16 protein-coding genes are annotated in these 16,656 nt (G+C 63.0%); 8 read left to right on the forward strand and 8 right to left on the reverse strand.

Features of this window, described 5'->3' with window-relative positions; all coding sequences use genetic code 11:
- Positions 1-8: 8 nt before the first annotated feature.
- From NKI21_RS29915 to NKI21_RS29945, 7 genes are all read right to left on the reverse strand, one after another.
- Positions 9-1,112 carry an ABC transporter ATP-binding protein gene (locus NKI21_RS29915; protein ID WP_128304526.1) on the reverse strand — a complete coding sequence of 368 codons (1,104 nt, stop codon included), beginning with the start codon at positions 1,110-1,112 and terminating at the stop codon, positions 9-11.
- Positions 1,112-2,215, reverse strand: coding sequence for an ABC transporter ATP-binding protein (locus NKI21_RS29920; RefSeq protein WP_352440816.1), 1,104 nt, complete (start codon positions 2,213-2,215; stop codon positions 1,112-1,114). Before NKI21_RS29920 ends, NKI21_RS29915 begins: the two co-directional genes overlap by 1 nt.
- Positions 2,212-2,433, reverse strand: a complete 222-nt coding sequence (locus tag NKI21_RS29925) for a hypothetical protein (RefSeq protein ID WP_127293505.1) — start codon at positions 2,431-2,433, stop codon at positions 2,212-2,214. Before NKI21_RS29925 ends, NKI21_RS29920 begins: the two co-directional genes overlap by 4 nt.
- Positions 2,430-3,389 (reverse strand): carbohydrate ABC transporter permease, encoded by a 960-nt coding sequence (locus NKI21_RS29930; protein ID WP_013529496.1) that lies wholly within the window; start codon positions 3,387-3,389, stop codon positions 2,430-2,432. The genes NKI21_RS29925 and NKI21_RS29930 overlap by 4 nt, the downstream gene beginning before the upstream one ends.
- Before the next feature lies 1 nt (position 3,390).
- A complete protein-coding gene (locus tag NKI21_RS29935) occupies positions 3,391-4,296 on the reverse strand; it encodes a carbohydrate ABC transporter permease (RefSeq protein ID WP_013529495.1) in 906 nt (301 codons plus the stop codon).
- A 65-nt stretch (positions 4,297-4,361) separates the two neighbouring features.
- Positions 4,362-5,678, reverse strand: coding sequence for an ABC transporter substrate-binding protein (locus NKI21_RS29940; protein ID WP_127293507.1), 1,317 nt, complete (start codon positions 5,676-5,678; stop codon positions 4,362-4,364).
- Between the two features lie 359 nt (positions 5,679-6,037).
- Positions 6,038-6,733 (reverse strand): TetR/AcrR family transcriptional regulator, encoded by a 696-nt coding sequence (locus NKI21_RS29945; protein WP_352440815.1) that lies wholly within the window; start codon positions 6,731-6,733, stop codon positions 6,038-6,040.
- A gap of 111 nt (positions 6,734-6,844) precedes the next feature.
- On the opposite strand from NKI21_RS29945, the gene NKI21_RS29950 reads away from it, so the two are divergent.
- Genes NKI21_RS29950 through NKI21_RS29960 form a run of 3 tightly spaced genes read left to right on the forward strand, consistent with a single transcriptional unit; the run spans position 6,845 to position 9,341 of the window.
- Positions 6,845-8,041, forward strand: a complete 1,197-nt coding sequence (locus NKI21_RS29950; RefSeq protein ID WP_352440814.1) for a Tm-1-like ATP-binding domain-containing protein — start codon at positions 6,845-6,847, stop codon at positions 8,039-8,041.
- A gap of 13 nt (positions 8,042-8,054) precedes the next feature.
- Positions 8,055-8,918: a phosphoenolpyruvate hydrolase family protein gene (locus NKI21_RS29955; RefSeq protein WP_352440813.1), complete on the forward strand. Its 864-nt coding sequence runs from the start codon at positions 8,055-8,057 to the stop codon at positions 8,916-8,918.
- A gap of 6 nt (positions 8,919-8,924) precedes the next feature.
- Positions 8,925-9,341: a cupin domain-containing protein gene (locus tag NKI21_RS29960; protein ID WP_352440812.1), complete on the forward strand. Its 417-nt coding sequence runs from the start codon at positions 8,925-8,927 to the stop codon at positions 9,339-9,341.
- 130 nt (positions 9,342-9,471) lie between these two features.
- Here the strand turns inward: NKI21_RS29960 and NKI21_RS29965 are convergent, their stop codons facing one another.
- Positions 9,472-10,662, reverse strand: coding sequence for a M24 family metallopeptidase (locus NKI21_RS29965; RefSeq protein ID WP_352440811.1), 1,191 nt, complete (start codon positions 10,660-10,662; stop codon positions 9,472-9,474).
- A 370-nt stretch (positions 10,663-11,032) separates the two neighbouring features.
- Here NKI21_RS29965 and NKI21_RS29970 point away from each other — a divergent pair, with 370 nt between their 5' ends.
- The 5 genes from NKI21_RS29970 to NKI21_RS29990 all read left to right on the forward strand — a co-directional run bounded on the left by NKI21_RS29970 (position 11,033) and on the right by NKI21_RS29990 (position 16,495).
- A complete protein-coding gene (locus tag NKI21_RS29970) occupies positions 11,033-12,643 on the forward strand; it encodes an ABC transporter substrate-binding protein (RefSeq protein ID WP_352440809.1) in 1,611 nt (536 codons plus the stop codon).
- Between the two features lie 264 nt (positions 12,644-12,907).
- A complete protein-coding gene (locus NKI21_RS29975) occupies positions 12,908-13,894 on the forward strand; it encodes an ABC transporter permease (protein ID WP_352440808.1) in 987 nt (328 codons plus the stop codon).
- On the forward strand, positions 13,891-14,721 hold the full coding sequence (locus tag NKI21_RS29980) for an ABC transporter permease (RefSeq protein ID WP_352440807.1): 831 nt from the start codon (positions 13,891-13,893) through the stop codon (positions 14,719-14,721). The genes NKI21_RS29975 and NKI21_RS29980 overlap by 4 nt, the downstream gene beginning before the upstream one ends.
- The gene (locus tag NKI21_RS29985; RefSeq protein WP_352440806.1) at positions 14,718-15,722 is read left to right on the forward strand and encodes an ABC transporter ATP-binding protein; all 1,005 of its coding nucleotides are present in this window, start codon (positions 14,718-14,720) and stop codon (positions 15,720-15,722) included. Before NKI21_RS29980 ends, NKI21_RS29985 begins: the two co-directional genes overlap by 4 nt.
- Positions 15,719-16,495, forward strand: coding sequence for an ABC transporter ATP-binding protein (locus NKI21_RS29990; protein ID WP_352440805.1), 777 nt, complete (start codon positions 15,719-15,721; stop codon positions 16,493-16,495). The genes NKI21_RS29985 and NKI21_RS29990 overlap by 4 nt, the downstream gene beginning before the upstream one ends.
- Positions 16,496-16,656 lie beyond the last annotated feature (161 nt).

Raw genomic sequence — 16,656 nt, forward strand, 5'->3', positions numbered from 1 at the left:
GATGCAGCCTATGAGGCGTGTCGCAAGCTGACGCCGCTGCCCTTGTCGAACAGCACCACCTTGTCGGGGTTCCAGGCAAAGCGCACCGCCTGCTCGATGGCGACGTCAGTCCTGGCCGGCACGGTGGCACGCAGCGTCGCGTCGCCGACGCGCAGCGTCAGGATCTTTTCGACGCCGTGATTCTCGACGTCGTGGACGCGCGCCTCGACCGGCGCGCCGCTCTCGAGATAGACGTCCTCGGGACGAATGCCGAAGACGAGCGGGCGACCGTCGGTCGCCGCACCCGCCTTTAGCCCCCCAAAAGTCTTGGCGCCCTGCGAAAAAGGCAGTTCGAAGTTCAACGGAGCCATCACCGCGCGGCCGTTCACAAGCTTGCCGTCGATGAGGTTCATCGGCGGCGAGCCGACGAAGCTTGCCACATAGGTGTCGCGCGGGTTGTTGTAGATCTCGTGCGGCGTACCGGTCTGGACGATGCGGCCATGGTTGAGCACGCCCACCTTGTCGCCCATCGACATCGCCTCGATCTGGTCGTGGGTGACGAACAGGAAGGTGGCGCCGAGCTGCATCTGCAGGTTCTTCAGTTCAGTCCGCAGCGCCTCGCGCAGCTTGGCGTCGAGCGCAGACAGCGGCTCGTCCATCAGGAACACACGCGGCTTGCGCACGATGGCGCGGCCGATCGAGACGCGCTGCATCTCGCCGCCGGACAGCCGATCCGTCTTGCGGTCGAGCAGATGCTCGATCCGCAGCGTACGGGCGGCACGGTCGACGCGATCCTTGATCTCGGCGTCGGGCAGCCGGCGGATTTTCGGCTTGAGCGGGAATTCTAGATTTTCGCGCACCGTGTAGCGCGGATAAAGCGAGTATTGCTGCAGCACCAGCGCCACGTCACGCTCGGCCGCACCCCAGTCGGCGACGTCGACGCCGTCGATGAAGACCTGGCCTTCGCTCGGCTTTTCCAGGCCGGCGATAAGCCGCAGCGTCGTCGTCTTGCCGGCGCCCGTCTCGCCCAGCAGCACGAAGAACTCGCCATCGGCAATATCGAGATCGAGCCCGGTGAGCGCAGTGTGGTTGCCGAAGGTCTTCGAGATGTTCTTGAGCTGGATATGGGCCATCAGAGTCTCACCTCAAGCGACTTGCCGCTTGCCTTGTCGAAGAAGTGCGCCTGGGTCGGGTCGATCCTGGCGAAGACCCTTTCACCGGGTCCGGCAACGAAGCCGCTCTTGGTGCGGGCCCGCAGCAACTCGGTTCCCACCTTGAGATCGACGATGTCGAAGGAGCCGAGCGGCTCGACGATATGCGTGTCGACAGCAACGAAGCCCTCGGTTGCCTCGCGCCGAATGAGCACGCCCTCCGGTCGGATGCCCAGCGCGAGCTGCCGCCCGGCATGGCCGTTGAGCTTCGACAGCAATGCCTGCGGAAATTCGAAGCCGGAAGCCGCGCCGCCGACCGTTACCGAGACCGCGGATCCGGTCTCGGCGACTGCGGCATCGGTGACATTCATCACCGGGCTGCCGACGAATTGCGCCACGAACAGATTTGCCGGCTGCGAATAGACCTCGTCGGGCGTGCCGACCTGCTGCAAGACGCCTGCGTGCATGATGACGATGCGGTCGGCCAGGCTCATGGCCTCGATCTGGTCGTGCGTGACATAGATGGTGGTCGAGCCCTGCTTGATGTGCAGCCGCTTGATTTCCGCGCGCATCTCCTCGCGCAGCTTGGCGTCGAGCGCGCCGATCGGCTCGTCCATCAGCATGGCCTTCGGCCGCCGCACCAGCGCCCGGCCGATGGCGACGCGCTGCATGTCGCCACCCGAGAGCGCCGACGGCTTCTTGTCCAGCAGGTCGGTGATCTGCAGCGTCTTGGCGACGGAGCGAACCTCGCTGTCGATCTCCGTCTTGCTCTTGCGCGTGGCACGCAAGGGGAAGGCGATGTTCTCGTAGACGCTCATATGCGGATAGAGCGAGAACGACTGGAACACCATGGCGATGTCGCGGTCGGCGGCCTTCAAATGCTGTACCGGCTTGCCGTCGATGAAGATGTCGCCCTCGTCGATGGTTTCCAGCCCGGCGATGGCGCGCAGCGTTGTCGTCTTGCCGCAGCCCGACTGGCCCAGCAGCACGATGAACTCGTTGTCGGCGATCTTGAGGTTCAGGTCCTTGATGACCTGGACGGCGCCGAAGAATTTCTGGACGCCGCGAAGCTCGATCTGGGTCAATGCTGTGCTCCCGGATTGCGCACCTGGCCGGTGCCGGCCTTTTCCTCGGGCGCGATCTTGGAGGTTACGTTGAAGCCGACGAGTCCGATCAGGATGATGGTCAGGCCATAGGTGTGCAGCAGCATGCTCCAGGGCTGGCAGAGCGCGATGATGCCGAGCACCATCAGGATCTGCGATCCGGGCTCGAGGTATTTCTGGTTGATGGCGCGAAAACTCATTTGCGGATCGCTCCGAAGGACATGCCGCGCAACAGATGGTTGCGAAGCAGGAAGGTGAAGATGGCGACCGGCAGCAGGAACAGGAAGGTTCCGGAGGCGATCACCGTCCAGTCCGGCAGGCCCGAACCGACCTGGCTCGGGATGAAGGGAGGCGCGGTCTGGGCGCGGCGGTTGGTCATGATCAGCGCAAAGGCGTATTCGTTCCACGCGGTGATGAAACAGAACACGGCGGTGGCGGCGATGCCCGTGGCGGCCTCCGGCAGCACGATCTTGAAGAACGCCTCCATGCGCGTGTAGCCGTCGACAAGCGCTGCCTCCTCATACTCCTTCGGGATCTCGTCCATGAAACCCTTCATCAGCCACACGGAGAAGGACAGGTTGAAGGCGGTGTAGAGAATGATCAGGCCCAGATGCGTGTCGTTGAGCCCGACTGCCCGGTACATCAGGAACATCGGAATGGCGACCACCACCGCCGGCAACATGCGCGTCGACAGGATGAAGAAGAGCAGGTCCGCCTCCCCTTTCACCTTGAAGCGCGAGAAGCCATAGGCGGTGAATGTCCCCATGCCGACCGCCAACACCGTCGAGGTGATGGCGATGATGAGCGAGTTCAGGAAGCGGCTCGGATATCCCGACCATTGCACCTGGCCCTTGCCGTCGCGCACGATCTTCTCGCCGCCGTCGAACACGACGCGCTCCCACCACGGGGCGGCGGCATATTCTTCAGCCGACGGCGGGCTGCGCAACTGTGAGCGCTTTGTGAAAAGTTTGACGAAAGGCGAGATGGTCGGCTCGAACATCACGGTCGGCGGGATCGTCGTGGCCAGGTTGCGTGGCTTGAACGAGGTCGCCACGATCCAGTAGATCGGCGCCAGGAAGATGATCGTCACCAAAAGGACGGCGACAATAGCGACCTTGTTGAGCGCCCGTTCACCCGAAGTCTGGACGGCCGCCATCTCAGCGCTCCTTAACTTTGTTGAGGTATTTCACATAGATGTTGGTGATCGCCAGCACCATGATCAGCACGATATAGGCAAGCGCGCAGGAGCGCCCTGTCTGCCATTCCTGGAAAGCCATCTTGTAGAGACGGATGGAAATCACCTCGGTGCTCGGCTGCGTCGAGAGCACATAGGCAAGATCGAAAGTCTTGAAGGCTTCCATGGTGCGGAAGATGACCGCGATCATCAGGATCGGCGCGACCAGCGGCAGCGTGATGCGGAAGAAGGTATAGAACGGCCCGGCGCGGTCGATCGCGGCAGCTTCATAAAGATGCTTCGGCACCGCCGAAAGCCCGGCGAGCGACAACAGCATGACGAAGGGCGACCACATCCAGATGTCTGTGAACGCGACCGCGTAGAGCGCCATCTTCGGATCGCCGAGCCATTGGAATTTGCCGAGGTCGAGCACGTAGTTGATGACACCCCAGGACGGATCGTAGAGCAGTTTCCAGAACAGGCCGACCACCGCCATCGAAAGCATCATCGGCAAGAGCAGCAATGTCGTGATCAGGCCCTTGAGCGGAATGGTACGATTGAGCAGCATCGCCGTTCCAAAGCCGACGACAACCTGACCGACGACCGAGACGATGACGTATTTCGCGGTCACCGCGAAATTGTTCCAGATATAAGGGTCGCTGAGGAGTTCGCGATAGTTCTTCAGTCCGACGAAATTGGCCGGCGCATTGGTCGACGCGCGGAAGTCGGTGAAGGAATAGCCGAGCGAATAGATCAGCGGAAAGATGTTGAAGACGATCAGGAACACGATCGTCGGGATGATGAAGAGGTTGCGTATCGAAATGTCGCTGAGGCCGCGAGAGGCGGCTCTGGAGGAGGTATTCAGCGGTGTGATCATTGTGGTCGCCAAGACCTGCTCCCATTCCTGAAAAAGAAAACGGAGGAGGCACGGGCCTCCTCCGCACTACATGTCGGTTATTGGCCGCGGCCGTATTTCTTGAACGTGGCGTCCCAATCCTTCGCCAGCGCATCCAGCATTTCCTTGGCCGTACCATCGCCATTTACGATGTACGGATAGACACGCTGGTTGAGCTGCTGCAGCAGTTCCGCATATTCCGGCACCGCCCAGAAGTCCTTGACCTTGAACATCGTGTCGTAGAAGGCCTTGTTGTAGGGCGTGGCGTTCTGGAACTCGGCCGATTCCAGCACGGCCTTGTTGCAGGTGTAGCCGCCGAGGGCTGCCCACTTCTTCTGCGTATCGTCCTGGATGAACCACTTCAGGAATTTCATCGCCTCTTCCTTGTTGTTGGAATAGGAGACGACGGAAATGCCCTGGCCGCCGAGCGCGGCGAATTGCTCACCACCTGGACCTGCCGGGTTGGCGAAGAAGCCGGTGTTCTTGGCATGCGGGTTCGACGCCTCGTTGATCAACGAGGGGAAGAAGGCGAAGTAGTTCATGCTCATCGCCGCCAGGCCTTCGGTGATGGCCTGGTTGTTCTCGACGAAAAAGGCGTTGGTCCAGCCCGGAGGCGTGAAGCCGAACAGCTTGCGGTAGTTTTCTGCCGCGGCTACCGCCTTGTCCGAGTTGATGATGCCGTCGACCTTGTAAGTGCCGAAGTCGCCGAGCTCACCGCCATACGAGAACAGCGCGTTCTCGAAGCCCATCGCCAGGCCGTCATACTGGTTCTGGGTGTAGATGGCGATGCCGTAGCGGTTCTGGTCGGGCCTATTGAAGAACTCCGCGATGTCGGTCATTTCCTTGAAGGTCTTGGGAACGGCAAGTTCGTAGCCATACTTGGCCTTGAACGCTTCCATTTCCTTCGGGTCCTCGAACCAGTCCTTGCGGTAGGCCCAGCCCACTGCGTCGCCCTCGGCCGGGATAGACCAGTATTTGCCGCTGTTGCCGGGATATTCGGAGTAGAACTTGACCGTCGCCGGAGCCATCTTGTCGAGAACCTGGTTCTCTTTGACGAAGTCCGTGAGGTCGACATAGTGACCGCCCTCGGAGGCGGCACCAAGCCATTGCGAGTCGCCGACGACCAGGTCATAGGCGCTGCCCTTGGCGTTGAACTCGGTGAAGGCCTTGGTCTGGAAATCGGCCCACGGGGTGGTTTCCACCGTGATCTTGACGCCGGTTTGCTTCTCGTACTCGTTGCCGAGTTCCTGCAGATAGTTTGCGGGATCCCATTCAGCCCAGAAGATGGTGAGTGACTTTTCCTGCGCGTAAACGGACGTTCCGCAGGCAAGCGTTAAGCCGATACCAGCAAGTACGCTGGTCACTAACTTGCGCATAATGATTTCCTCCCTTGTGCGCGTTCTACCTTATCGTGCGAGCCGGCAACGTGGCCGGCCCTGGTAGTTCCTCCCGTGATCGCACCTTTCCGGTTTCGAGCCTCCTCGCCCCGCCGGAAAATGGATCGCAGCCCTCACTTTCGATCCGCATTTCTGATCCAATCTGGTATTACCAATTTTGCATGCACGTCAAGCCCTTTCTTGGCAGCTTGACATGGCCATTGCCATGGGATTCCCGCTTTATCTGCCTGTTTTACCAAGATTTTCCTACTCAGTGATATGATTGGGTATTGTCCGATACTCCACCCAACGGCTAAGATCGGTAGTGTGCATGCCAATCTGGTCGAACCAGTTAGGCTCTATTTCATGACTGCCTTCGGATCGAGGCTGCCTCCTTCATCGACCGATTCCGCGACTGCCGCACGCACCAGCGCCCCGGCCGCCCACTGTGCGACCGCCCTCGTCCGGCGGCTCTCCAGCCCCCAGATATCCTTGAGCACGATCAGCACCTCGACACCGAAGATAAGCGACAGCGCCTGCGCCAGCCGCTGGAAGTCGCGCGGCGGCAAACGGCCCTTGAGCGGCGCGATCGCATCTTTCAGCAAGTCGATGCGATGGCCGCGCGTGAAGGCGGGCTCACCGCCCAGCGTGCCGGCCTGACGCCGCGCCCATTGATCGAGCGACAGCTTCAGTGCTGCCTTGAACGTGGCTTCGAAGGCCTCGATGCGCGGCATGGCCGTATCGAACAGCTCGGCGACCCGGCGCTCGGCATCGGCGGAGGTCGATCGCCAGGTGAGGATTGGCCCCAGCCCCTCGTCGACGACGGCCTGCACCAGTGCCGACTGGCTCGGGAAGTAACGATAGGCGGTGGCGCGGGAAACCTCGGCCGCCTCGGCGACCTCGCTGACCGAGGGCGTGACGCCCGCCTGCATCAGCCTTGTTGCCGTCTCCAGCATCAGCCGTTTCGTCCTCGCGCGCGGCCCACGTTCGGGCATTGGACCAGTTGCCCGTTCAGCGTCGTCGCTCGCAGCGGATTGTTGACGTGAGACATTCATGCCAATACGATACGCGCGTCTCAAAAATTTGCAATGGCGTCCGCATCGTCGAGCGGCCCGGGCAATGAGCGATGGAGGCGGCATCGCGCCTGCCAGGATTGGGGGAGCGCAATGAAGCGTATCTATGTGGTGGGTACCGCGGACACCAAGGGCGAGGAACTCGCCTTCCTGGCCGATGCGATCGCTGCTGCGGGCGCCCTCGTTAGCCGTGTCGATGTCGGAACGCGCGGCGCAACCATACCTGTCGATATCAGCGCGAGGGAAATCGCCGACCATCATCCCGGCGGCCGTGACGCCGTGCTCGGCGGCAATGATCGTGGCGCCGCGGTCGCCGCGATGGGCATCGCCTTCGCCCGCTTTGCCCAATCGCGCAACGACATCGCAGCCATGATCGGCATCGGCGGCGGTGGCGGCACATCGATCATCACGTCGGGCATGCGCGCCCTGCCGCTCGGCTTGCCCAAGATCATGGTCTCGACGCTCGCCTCCGGCGATACCGCACCCTACGTCGATGTCTCCGACATCATCATGATGCCGGCGGTGACAGACATGGCCGGACTGAACCGGCTCTCCCGTGTCGTGCTGCATAATGCGGCTCAAGCCATATCAGGCATGGCGGCCAGACCGGCGCCGCCGCCAGACGGCCGACCGTCGATCGGCCTCACCATGTTCGGCGTCACCACGCCTTGCGTGACGGCCATCGCCGACCAGCTCCGTTCTAGATATGACTGCATAGTCTTCCACGCCACCGGCACAGGCGGCCGCAGCATGGAAAAGCTGGCCGACAGCGGCTTGCTGTCCGGCGTCGTAGACATCACCACGACCGAAGTCTGCGATCTGCTGTTCGGCGGCGTGCTGCCGGCGACTGACGATCGTTTCGGCGCCATCGCTCGCACGGGGCTGCCCTATGTCGGCTCCGTCGGCGCGCTCGACATGGTGAACTTCTGGGCGCCTTCGACCATCCCGGAGCACCATCGCGATCGGCTGTTCTACGAACACAATCCCAATGTCACGCTGATGCGCACCACGGCGGACGAATGCCGTGCGATCGGCGAGTGGATCGGCACCAGGCTCGCCCGCTGCGGGGGGCCGGTGCATTTTCTCATCCCGGAAAAAGGCGTCTCGGCGCTCGACATCGAAGGCGGCGCCTTCTTCGACCCGGAAGCCGATGCCGTTCTGTTCGATGCCATCGAGCGCACCATCGAACCCAACGGCAAGCGCCGCGTGACGCGCTTGCCGCTGCACATCAACGACCCGGAATTCGCAAAGGCTGCAACATCAGCCTTCCTCGACATCGCCAGACAGTGAGAGATCTAAAAAAATGCCCGCCATACCGCGCAAGGACATATTGAAGAAATTCAGGGGAATGATCGACAAGGGCGTGCCGATCGTCGGCGGCGGCGCCGGCACCGGCCTGTCGGCGAAAGCCGAGGAAGCCGGCGGCATCGACCTCATCATCATCTACAATTCCGGCCGCTACCGGATGGCCGGGCGCGGCTCGGCCGCCGGCCTGCTCGCCTATGGCAACGCCAACGAGATCGTCAAGGAAATGGCCTACGAGGTGCTGCCGGTAGTCAAGAAGACGCCGGTGCTGGCCGGCGTCAACGGCACCGATCCCTTCATCATCATGCCGCTGCTGCTGGCCGAGCTGAAGACCATGGGCTTTTCCGGCGTGCAGAACTTTCCAACCATCGGTCTGTTCGACGGCAGTATGCGGCAGAGTTTCGAGGAGACCGGCATGGGCTTCGGGCTTGAGGTCGACATGATCGCTGAGGCGCACAAGCTCGACCTCTTGACCACACCCTATGTCTTTAATCCCGACGAAGCGCGCGCCATGACCAAAGCCGGCGCCGACATCGTCGTCGCTCATATGGGTGTGACGACCGGCGGTTCGATCGGCGCGACGTCGGCCAAGTCGCTCGACGACTGCGTTGTCGAGATCGACGCCATTGCCAACGCAGCCCGCTCGGTGCGCAAGGATGTCATCCTGCTTTGCCATGGCGGCCCGATCTCTATGCCGGACGACGCCCGCTACATTCTCGACCGCTGCAAGGGCCTGCACGGCTTCTATGGCGCAAGCTCGATGGAACGGCTGCCGGCGGAAGCTGCGATCGCCAGACAGACCGCTGATTTCAAATCGGTGACGTTTGGTGGCGAGAAGACCACGAAGAAAAAGAAGGGATGATGAGAGATGACCGACAAAAGCAAAGTGTTCGTGTACCCGGAGGAAGTCAGCGCCTTCGCCTTCGACTGGGGTAGGCTGGCGTTGACCGTGGCGCCCGAGGTGAATGGCGCGACCCGCTTTTCCGGCGGCGTCGTCGACCTGCCGTCCGGCAAGGGCCACACACGCCACAATCATCCCGGTGCCGAGGAAATCATCTTCGTCATCTCCGGCAACGGCGAGCAGATGGTCGAGGACGAGCAGGGCAATCCTGTAGTCGCAAAAGTCGGCCCCGGCTGCACCATCTATGTCCCGGAAAGCCGCTTTCATTCGACGCTCAACACCGGCGACGGGCCGATGCAGCTTTTCGTCGTCTATTCGCCGGCAGGGCCCGAACTGGTTTTGCGGGAATTACCGGACTTCAGGCTGCTTCCGGCGGGGCAGTGATCTTTCCTCCGTCCCGCGTTTGCTGGGAGGCCCCCTCATCCGGCCGCTTCGCGGCCACCTTCTCCCCGAGGGGAGAAGAGACGAGCATTATCGCCGGCTCCGGGTGAGGGGGCAGCAGCCTCAATACCAGCTAGGCGCTCGCACCCCTGTTCCACCCCCGGCCCCGATCACCGAACATCGCATAACCAGCATCCGTCACCGCCAGCGTGTCCTCCAGCTTGATGAAGCCGCGCGTCGGGTGGAGCATGGTTGTCTCCACCGAAAGCACCATGTTCTTCTCCAGCGGCTTGGCCGCATAGGTGCCTTCATAGGTCACCGGGTGGTTGGTCATCAGGAACGGCGCCTCATGTGTGATCAGGCCCATGCCATGGGCGAAGAAATCCGTGTAGGGCGCGACCTTCGAGGCCTTCAGCACGCCCTCGGCATGGGAAATCATGTCGCCGCCCAGCGTGCCCGCTTTGACCTTGGAGAAGGCCGCCTGCTGCACCGTCTCGACCTCGGCCAGCAAATCTCTAAGTTCGGCATCCAGTTCGCCGAGGATGCCCATGCGGCAGAGGTCGCCGATATAGCCGTGATAATTGCCGCCTGAATCGATCGACAGCACCTCGCCTTGCTTCCACGCCTGCGGTGAAGCGGCGCGGTTGTGGCTGGAGCCCAGCGTCAGCAGGCAATATTCGAAATGAATGCCGCGATTGGTTTCCTCGCGCCGCAGCTGCTCGATGATCTCGGCCTTGGTCGTGCCTTCGCGTGCCCAGGCAATGGTCGCCAGCATGGAATCGGTGATCAGTTCGGAGGCCGTGCGCAGCTTCTCCAGTTCGGCATCGGTCTTGATGGCGCGCATGCGCTCCAGCATATCGGTCGCATCGATCAGTCTGGCGTCCGGCAACGCCTTGCGGATCAGCGTATAGGCATCCGACGGCAGGAAGCCAGGCTCGATGCCGATGCGGGCGCCGGCCTTGCCGATCTTCTGCAGATGTTCGACGGCGAGATTGGCAGCGTCGAGCGTGCCCCAGCAGGCGGCGTGCAGCGTCGGCGTCCAGAACGGGTTGTTCTGATGTTCGCCGCCTTCCATGCGGTTGCCGATATAGGCGGCATGGTCCGGCCCGCCCTTTTCGTACACGACGATCGGCAGATACCGGCTGTGGCCGATCGCATCCATGGCGGCGAAGAAGATGAACTTGTAGCCGCCCAGCAGGTATTGCGTGTTGTGCTTGGAGGTGGCGAGCAGCACATCGATGCCGGCGTCCTCCATCAGCCGGTCGACCCTTGCCTGGTCGAACGGGATATTGCCGACCGCATTCTTGCCCGGAGCAATGTTCATCTCTCTCTCCCTGAATAGCCGGATCGCCGCTGTTCCGCTCCCGATCCCTTGGCAGTGGTCAAATCTGCACCATTTTGCCCGTTCTGGTCCAGCCAGAAAGAGATGAAATGTCGTCTCTCTATGTCTCTTTGTTGTCATTCGTCGCATATTCAATCAATCTGGTCCTACCAGAATGATCAAATGAGCCACGCCCTCTAAACTGGTCCAGCGGACGAAAATTTCAAAGCCAAGCGAGGATGCGCCAATTCCGTCTCTGGCGAAACCCTCGGCAAAGCTCATAATCACCGCCGCAAGGGATGCTGGCGGGCTTGCCGGCGTCCGAGGGGTATTGGCGCACCCGACCGGGTCGCGGAGAGGACGGAGTTCGATCATGTCAGGTTTCACGATTTCCAGACGCACGATGCTTGCCGGCTCGGCAATGCTGCTGGCCTCCACCGCCATGCCGACATCGGGCTGGGCGCAGACGCCGAAGAAGGGCGGGCGGCTGGTGCTTGCCGCCGATTCCGAACCGCGCAACCTCAACCCGGCGATCGTCGCCTCCAACGGCGTGTTCTTCATCTCCAGCAAGATCGTCGAAACGCTGGCCGAAGCCTCATTCGACGGCAAGGACGGGCTTGCGCCACGGCTGGCGCTGAGCTGGGAAGGTGCCGCCGACGGGCTCTCGGCGACGTTCAAACTGCGCGACGGCGTCAAATGGCATGACGGCAAGCCGTTCACCTCGGCCGACGTCGCCTTTTCGGCGCTGCAGATCTGGAAGCCGCTGCAGAATCTCGGCCGCACTGTGTTCAAGGATCTGGCCAACGTCGACACCCCTGACGATCTCACCGCCGTCTTCAAATTCGCCAAGCCGACGCCGTTCCAGCTGATCCGCAACGCGCTGCCGGCGCTGAGCAGCGTGGTGCCGAAGCACATCTACGAGGTCGGCAAGATCGAGGAAAACCCGGCCAACAACGCGCCCGTCGGCACCGGGCCGTTCAAATTCGGCGAGTACAAGGCCGGCCAATATTACCGGCTGACCAAAAACACCGACTACTGGGGCAAGGACGAGCCCTATCTCGACGAGATCATCTATCAGGTGCTGCCGGATCGCACGTCAGCGGCGAGCGCGCTGGAGGCTGAAGAGATCCAACTGGCGGCCTTCTCCGCCGTGCCGCTGGCCGACCTCGACCGCATCTCCAAGGTGCCAGGCCTGAAGGTGATCTCCAAGGGTTACGAAGGGCTGACCTATCAGCTCGTCGTCGAGATCAACCATCGCCGCAAGGAACTGGCCGACCTGAAAGTGCGCCAGGCGATCGCGCACGCCATCGACAAGGATTTCGTCGTCAAGACGGTGTTCCTCGGCTATGCCGCCACGGCCACCGGTCCGGTGCCGAAGAACGATCCGCAATTCTACACCGCCGATGTGCCGACCTATGCCTTCGACGTCGCCAAGGCCAACGCGCTGCTCGACGAGGCCGGCTACAAGAAAGGTCCGGACGGCAAGCGCTTCACGCTAAAACTGCTGCCTGCGCCCTATTTCAACGAGACCAAGCAGTTCGGCGACTATCTGCGCCAGGCGCTCGCCGCCATCGGCATCGACGCCCAACTGGTCAACAACGACTCGGCCGCGCACATCAAGGCGGTCTACACCGACCACGCCTTCGACCTCGCGGTCGGCCCGCCGGTGTTCCGCGGCGACCCGGCGATCTCGACCACCATCCTGGTGCAGAGCGGCATTCCGGACGGCGTGCCGTTCTCCAACCAGGGCGGCTACAAGAACGACGCGCTCGACGCGCTCATCGCCAAGGCATCAGAAACGCTCGACACATCAGCCCGCACCGACCTCTACAAGGAATTCCAGAAGGAGGTGGCCACCGACCTGCCGCTGATCAACGTCGCCGAATGGAGTTTTATCAGCGTCGCGCGCGACACTGTCGGCAACATAGCAAACAACCCGCGCTGGGCGGTGTCGAACTGGGCGGACACGTATCTGGAATCGTGACAGAATTGCGCGGATGAAAGTTCGCGAGAAAAGGGGAATTTGGCCGAAGGCCGAGTTCCTTCACACCCCCCTCTGTCCTGCCGGACATCTCCCCCGCAAGGGGGGAGATCGGCTATTTGTCCGCCCCGCCAATTATGCAACCTCGAAAATTGGCGAAGCCGTCGGTGACATCCAATCTCCCCCCTTGCGGGGGAGATGTCCGGCAGGACAGAGGGGGGTGCCCAGACACCGCACCTCTCACGATCAGGCCGGCGTCCTTTTCCCATGACCCGCGCCCTCACGCTCATCCGCCGTCGCCTCGTCGGCAGCATCTTCGTGCTGCTGATCGTCGTCATAGGCACCTTCCTGCTGCTCGAAGCAGCTCCCGGCGACGCGGTCGACGCCTATATCGTCTCGACCGGCGGCGACGCCGGCATGATCGAGCTGTTGCGTCATCGCTGGGGTCTCGACCAGTCGGAGCTGACGCGGCTCGCCAATTACCTCTGGGCGCTGCTGCATCTCGACCTCGGCCAGTCGGTGACCTTCTCCCGGCCGATCCGCGACGTCATCCTCGAGCGCCTGCCCAACACGCTGCTGTTGATGGTCAGCGCCACCGCGCTTTCCTTCGGGCTCGGCTCGGCACTCGGCATCTATGCCGGCGCGCGGCCGGGCAGTTTTCGCGATCGCTTCCTGTTGATCGGTTCGCTGGCGCTTTATGCCGTGCCTGGGTTCTGGCTCGGACTGGTGCTGATCGTCGTCTTTGCCGTCGATCTGCGCTGGCTGCCGATCGGCGGCATCGAGACGTTGGCCTCTGACAAGACCGGCCTTGATCGCGTCGCCGACATCGCTGTCCATCTTATCCTGCCCGTTTCCGCCCTCGGCTTCATCTATCTGGCGCTCTATCTGCGCATGATGCGCGCCGGCATGGCCGAGGTCTGGCGGCAGGATTTCGTCCTGGCCGCACGCGCCAAAGGGTTGTCACGCCGTCGCATCGTGCTCGCCCACGTCGCCCGCAATGCGCTGCTGCCGCTGGTCACCATGCTCGGCCTGCAGTCGGCGCAGATGCTCGGCGGCAGCGTCGTCATCGAGAGCGTCTTTTCCGTGCCCGGCCTCGGCCGGCTGGCGCAGGAGGCGGTCGCCTCCCGCGACACCCCGCTTCTGCTCGGCATTATCCTCACCAGCGCCGTCCTGGTCATCGTTATCAATTTGCTCGTCGACATCGCCTACGCCTTCCTCGATCCGCGCGTCGGCGCGAGCGAGGCCCGCGCATGAGCCCGCTCCGCCGCTTTCTGCGCGTGCCTGAGGCGGTTGCCGGTGCCATCCTCCTCGCGGCGCTGATTGCCATGGCGCTGTCGGCGTCGCTGCTGTTCCCAGGCGATCCCCAAGCCATCGCCGGCCCCGCACTGCTGCCGCCGTTCCAGGACTGGTCGCTGCCGCTCGGCACCGACCGGCTTGGCCGCAACGTGCTGGCCGAGCTTTTTCATGGCGCCCGCACGTCGCTGGCCGTCGGGCTCGCGGCCGCGGCGGCGGCACTTGTCGTCGGCGCGGTGGTCGGCACATTGGCCGGCTTTGCCGGCGGCCTCGTCGACGAGGTGCTGATGCGCGTCACCGACGCCTTTCAGACCGTGCCGAGCTTCCTGTTGGCGCTGGCCTTCGTCAGCGTCGTCGGACCGTCGCTCGGCGTCGTCGTGATTGCCATCGCTCTCGGCACCTGGACCGGACCGGCTAGAGTAGCCCGCGCTGAAGTCCTCTCCATTCGCGAACGCGATTATGTCGCTGGGGCCAGGGTCATCGGCATGCACCCGCTGGCGATCGCCTTTCGCGAGGTGCTGCCCAACGCCTTGCCACCGGTGCTGGCGATGTCGTCGGTGATCGTCGCCGCCGCGATCCTCACCGAAGCGGCCTTGTCTTTCCTCGGCTTGGGCGACCCCAACCGGGTCACCTGGGGCGGCATGATAGCAGAAGGCCGCGCCGTGCTGCGCACCGCGCCCTTCCTGTCGATCGTCCCGGGCATAGCGTTGGTTCTGACCGTGCTCGGCGTCTATCTCGCTGGTGAAGGCATCGTCGAGACGACGGCAGTCAGGAGAGGCCTTTCGTGACCGCCCTGGCTACGATCCGCGACCTGACGGTGACCTACCGCCGCGACGGCAGCGAGGTGGCGGCACTGAAGAGCGTCAGCCTCGACATCGCCGCTGGCGAACGCCTCGCCATCATCGGCGAAAGCGGCTCGGGCAAGAGCACGCTGGCACTGGCCATTGCCGGGCTGCTGCCGGCTTCTGCCAAGGTTGGAGGTCGCATCGATTGGTTTTTGTCCTCATCGGGCGCCAAGGCACCCCCCTCTGTCCTGCCGGACATCTCCCCCGCAAGGGGGGAGATTACGCTCTCACCTCTGCCTTCGCCAATCACCAATGTCGCGGAAGGGGAGCGGTCGGCGAAGCTGCTGATCTCCCCCCTTGCGGGGGAGATGTCCGGCAGGACAGAGGGGGGTGTGACGGAACGCCAGCCTTTCAAACCCGAACTCAACAAAATCCCCCGCCTCGGCCGCGACATCGGCTTCGTCTTCCAGGACCCGTCCGCCAGCCTCGATCCGGTGATGACCATCGGCAAGCAAATCGCCGAAGTGGCGCGCACGCATCTCGGCCTCACCTGGTCCCAGTCCTATGCCAGGGCCAAAAGCCTGCTCGAGCGCGTCCGCCTGCCAGATCCGGACTCGGCCTTGCGCGCCTTCCCGCATCAGCTCTCCGGCGGCCAGAAGCAGCGTGTGGCGATCGCCGCCGCCATTGCGGCCGGTCCGAAGTTGCTGATCGCCGACGAAGCGACCAGCGCGCTCGATACCATCGTGCAGGCCGAGATCGTCGCCTTGATCAGACGACTGGTGAACGAGGACGGCATGACGCTGCTGTTCATCAGCCATGACATCGCGCTGGCGGCCGAGCTTGCCGAGCGCATCGCCGTTTTCCGTCATGGCCAGTTGGTCGAGCTTGGCATGACGGCGCAGATTGTCGGCGCCCCGGCCCAGCCCTATACGCGTGCATTGCTCGACGCCCATATAGGCCTCGACACCAGGCCGTTGCTGAACCGAGCCAGGCTCCACGCATGAGCCTGCTGGCGGTGTCCAACCTCACCAAGCGCTACCGTCGCGGCGGCAAGACCATCGCTGCCGTCGACGATGTCTCCTTTCACATCGACCCCGGTGAGACGCTGGCGTTGGCCGGACCTTCGGGCAGCGGCAAGTCGACGATCGCGCGGTTGGTGCTGCGATTGATCGAGCCGGACGACGGACGCATCGAATTCGAAAGCGACGATTTCCTGGCCTTGAGCGGCGCCGCGCTGCGAGCACGCCGCGCACGCCTGCAAATGGTGTTCCAGGATCCATTGGCCGCCTTCAACCCTCGCGCCACGGTGGCGCGTGTGCTCGACGATCCCTTGCGCATCCATGGCATCGCCTCCCGCGCCGAGCGCCCGCGCCGCATCGCCGCGTTGCTGGAGCGCGTCGGGCTGACGGCTAATCTCGCGCCGCGCGCCATTCATGAAATCTCCGGCGGCCAGCGGCAGCGTGTCGCCATTGCCCGCGCCATCGTCACGAAGCCGTCGCTGATCGTGCTCGACGAGGCGGTGTCGGCGCTTGACGTCTCCGTGCGCGGGGAGATCCTCGAGCTTTTGCTCGACCTGCAACGCCAGGAAAAGATCGCCTATCTCTTCATTTCACATGATCTCGGCGTCATCAGGTCGGTCGCCCACCGCGTCATCCTTCTCGACGCCGGCCGAATTGCCGAAAACGGCGATGCCCAAACCGTCATCGGCGCGCCGCAATCAGCCATCGGCAAGGCGCTGGTGGCGGCCGCGCCAAGATTGAACCGGGCCGGACCATGATCCCGAAAAGTGAGATCGCAGGCATGACAGCCCAGCATTTGCTTTGCCCAAGGCACCGAGACGGGACGGCGTCGGCACCGATGACCTACCGGGGCGTCGCCGCCCGCGAAATCTTGATGCGGCTGGCGTCGGCCGGCCTCGATTGAGTTCCGGCCGCCACC

The organism is Mesorhizobium sp. M0715 (assembly GCF_040320355.1).
Classification (GTDB): domain Bacteria; phylum Pseudomonadota; class Alphaproteobacteria; order Rhizobiales; family Rhizobiaceae; genus Mesorhizobium.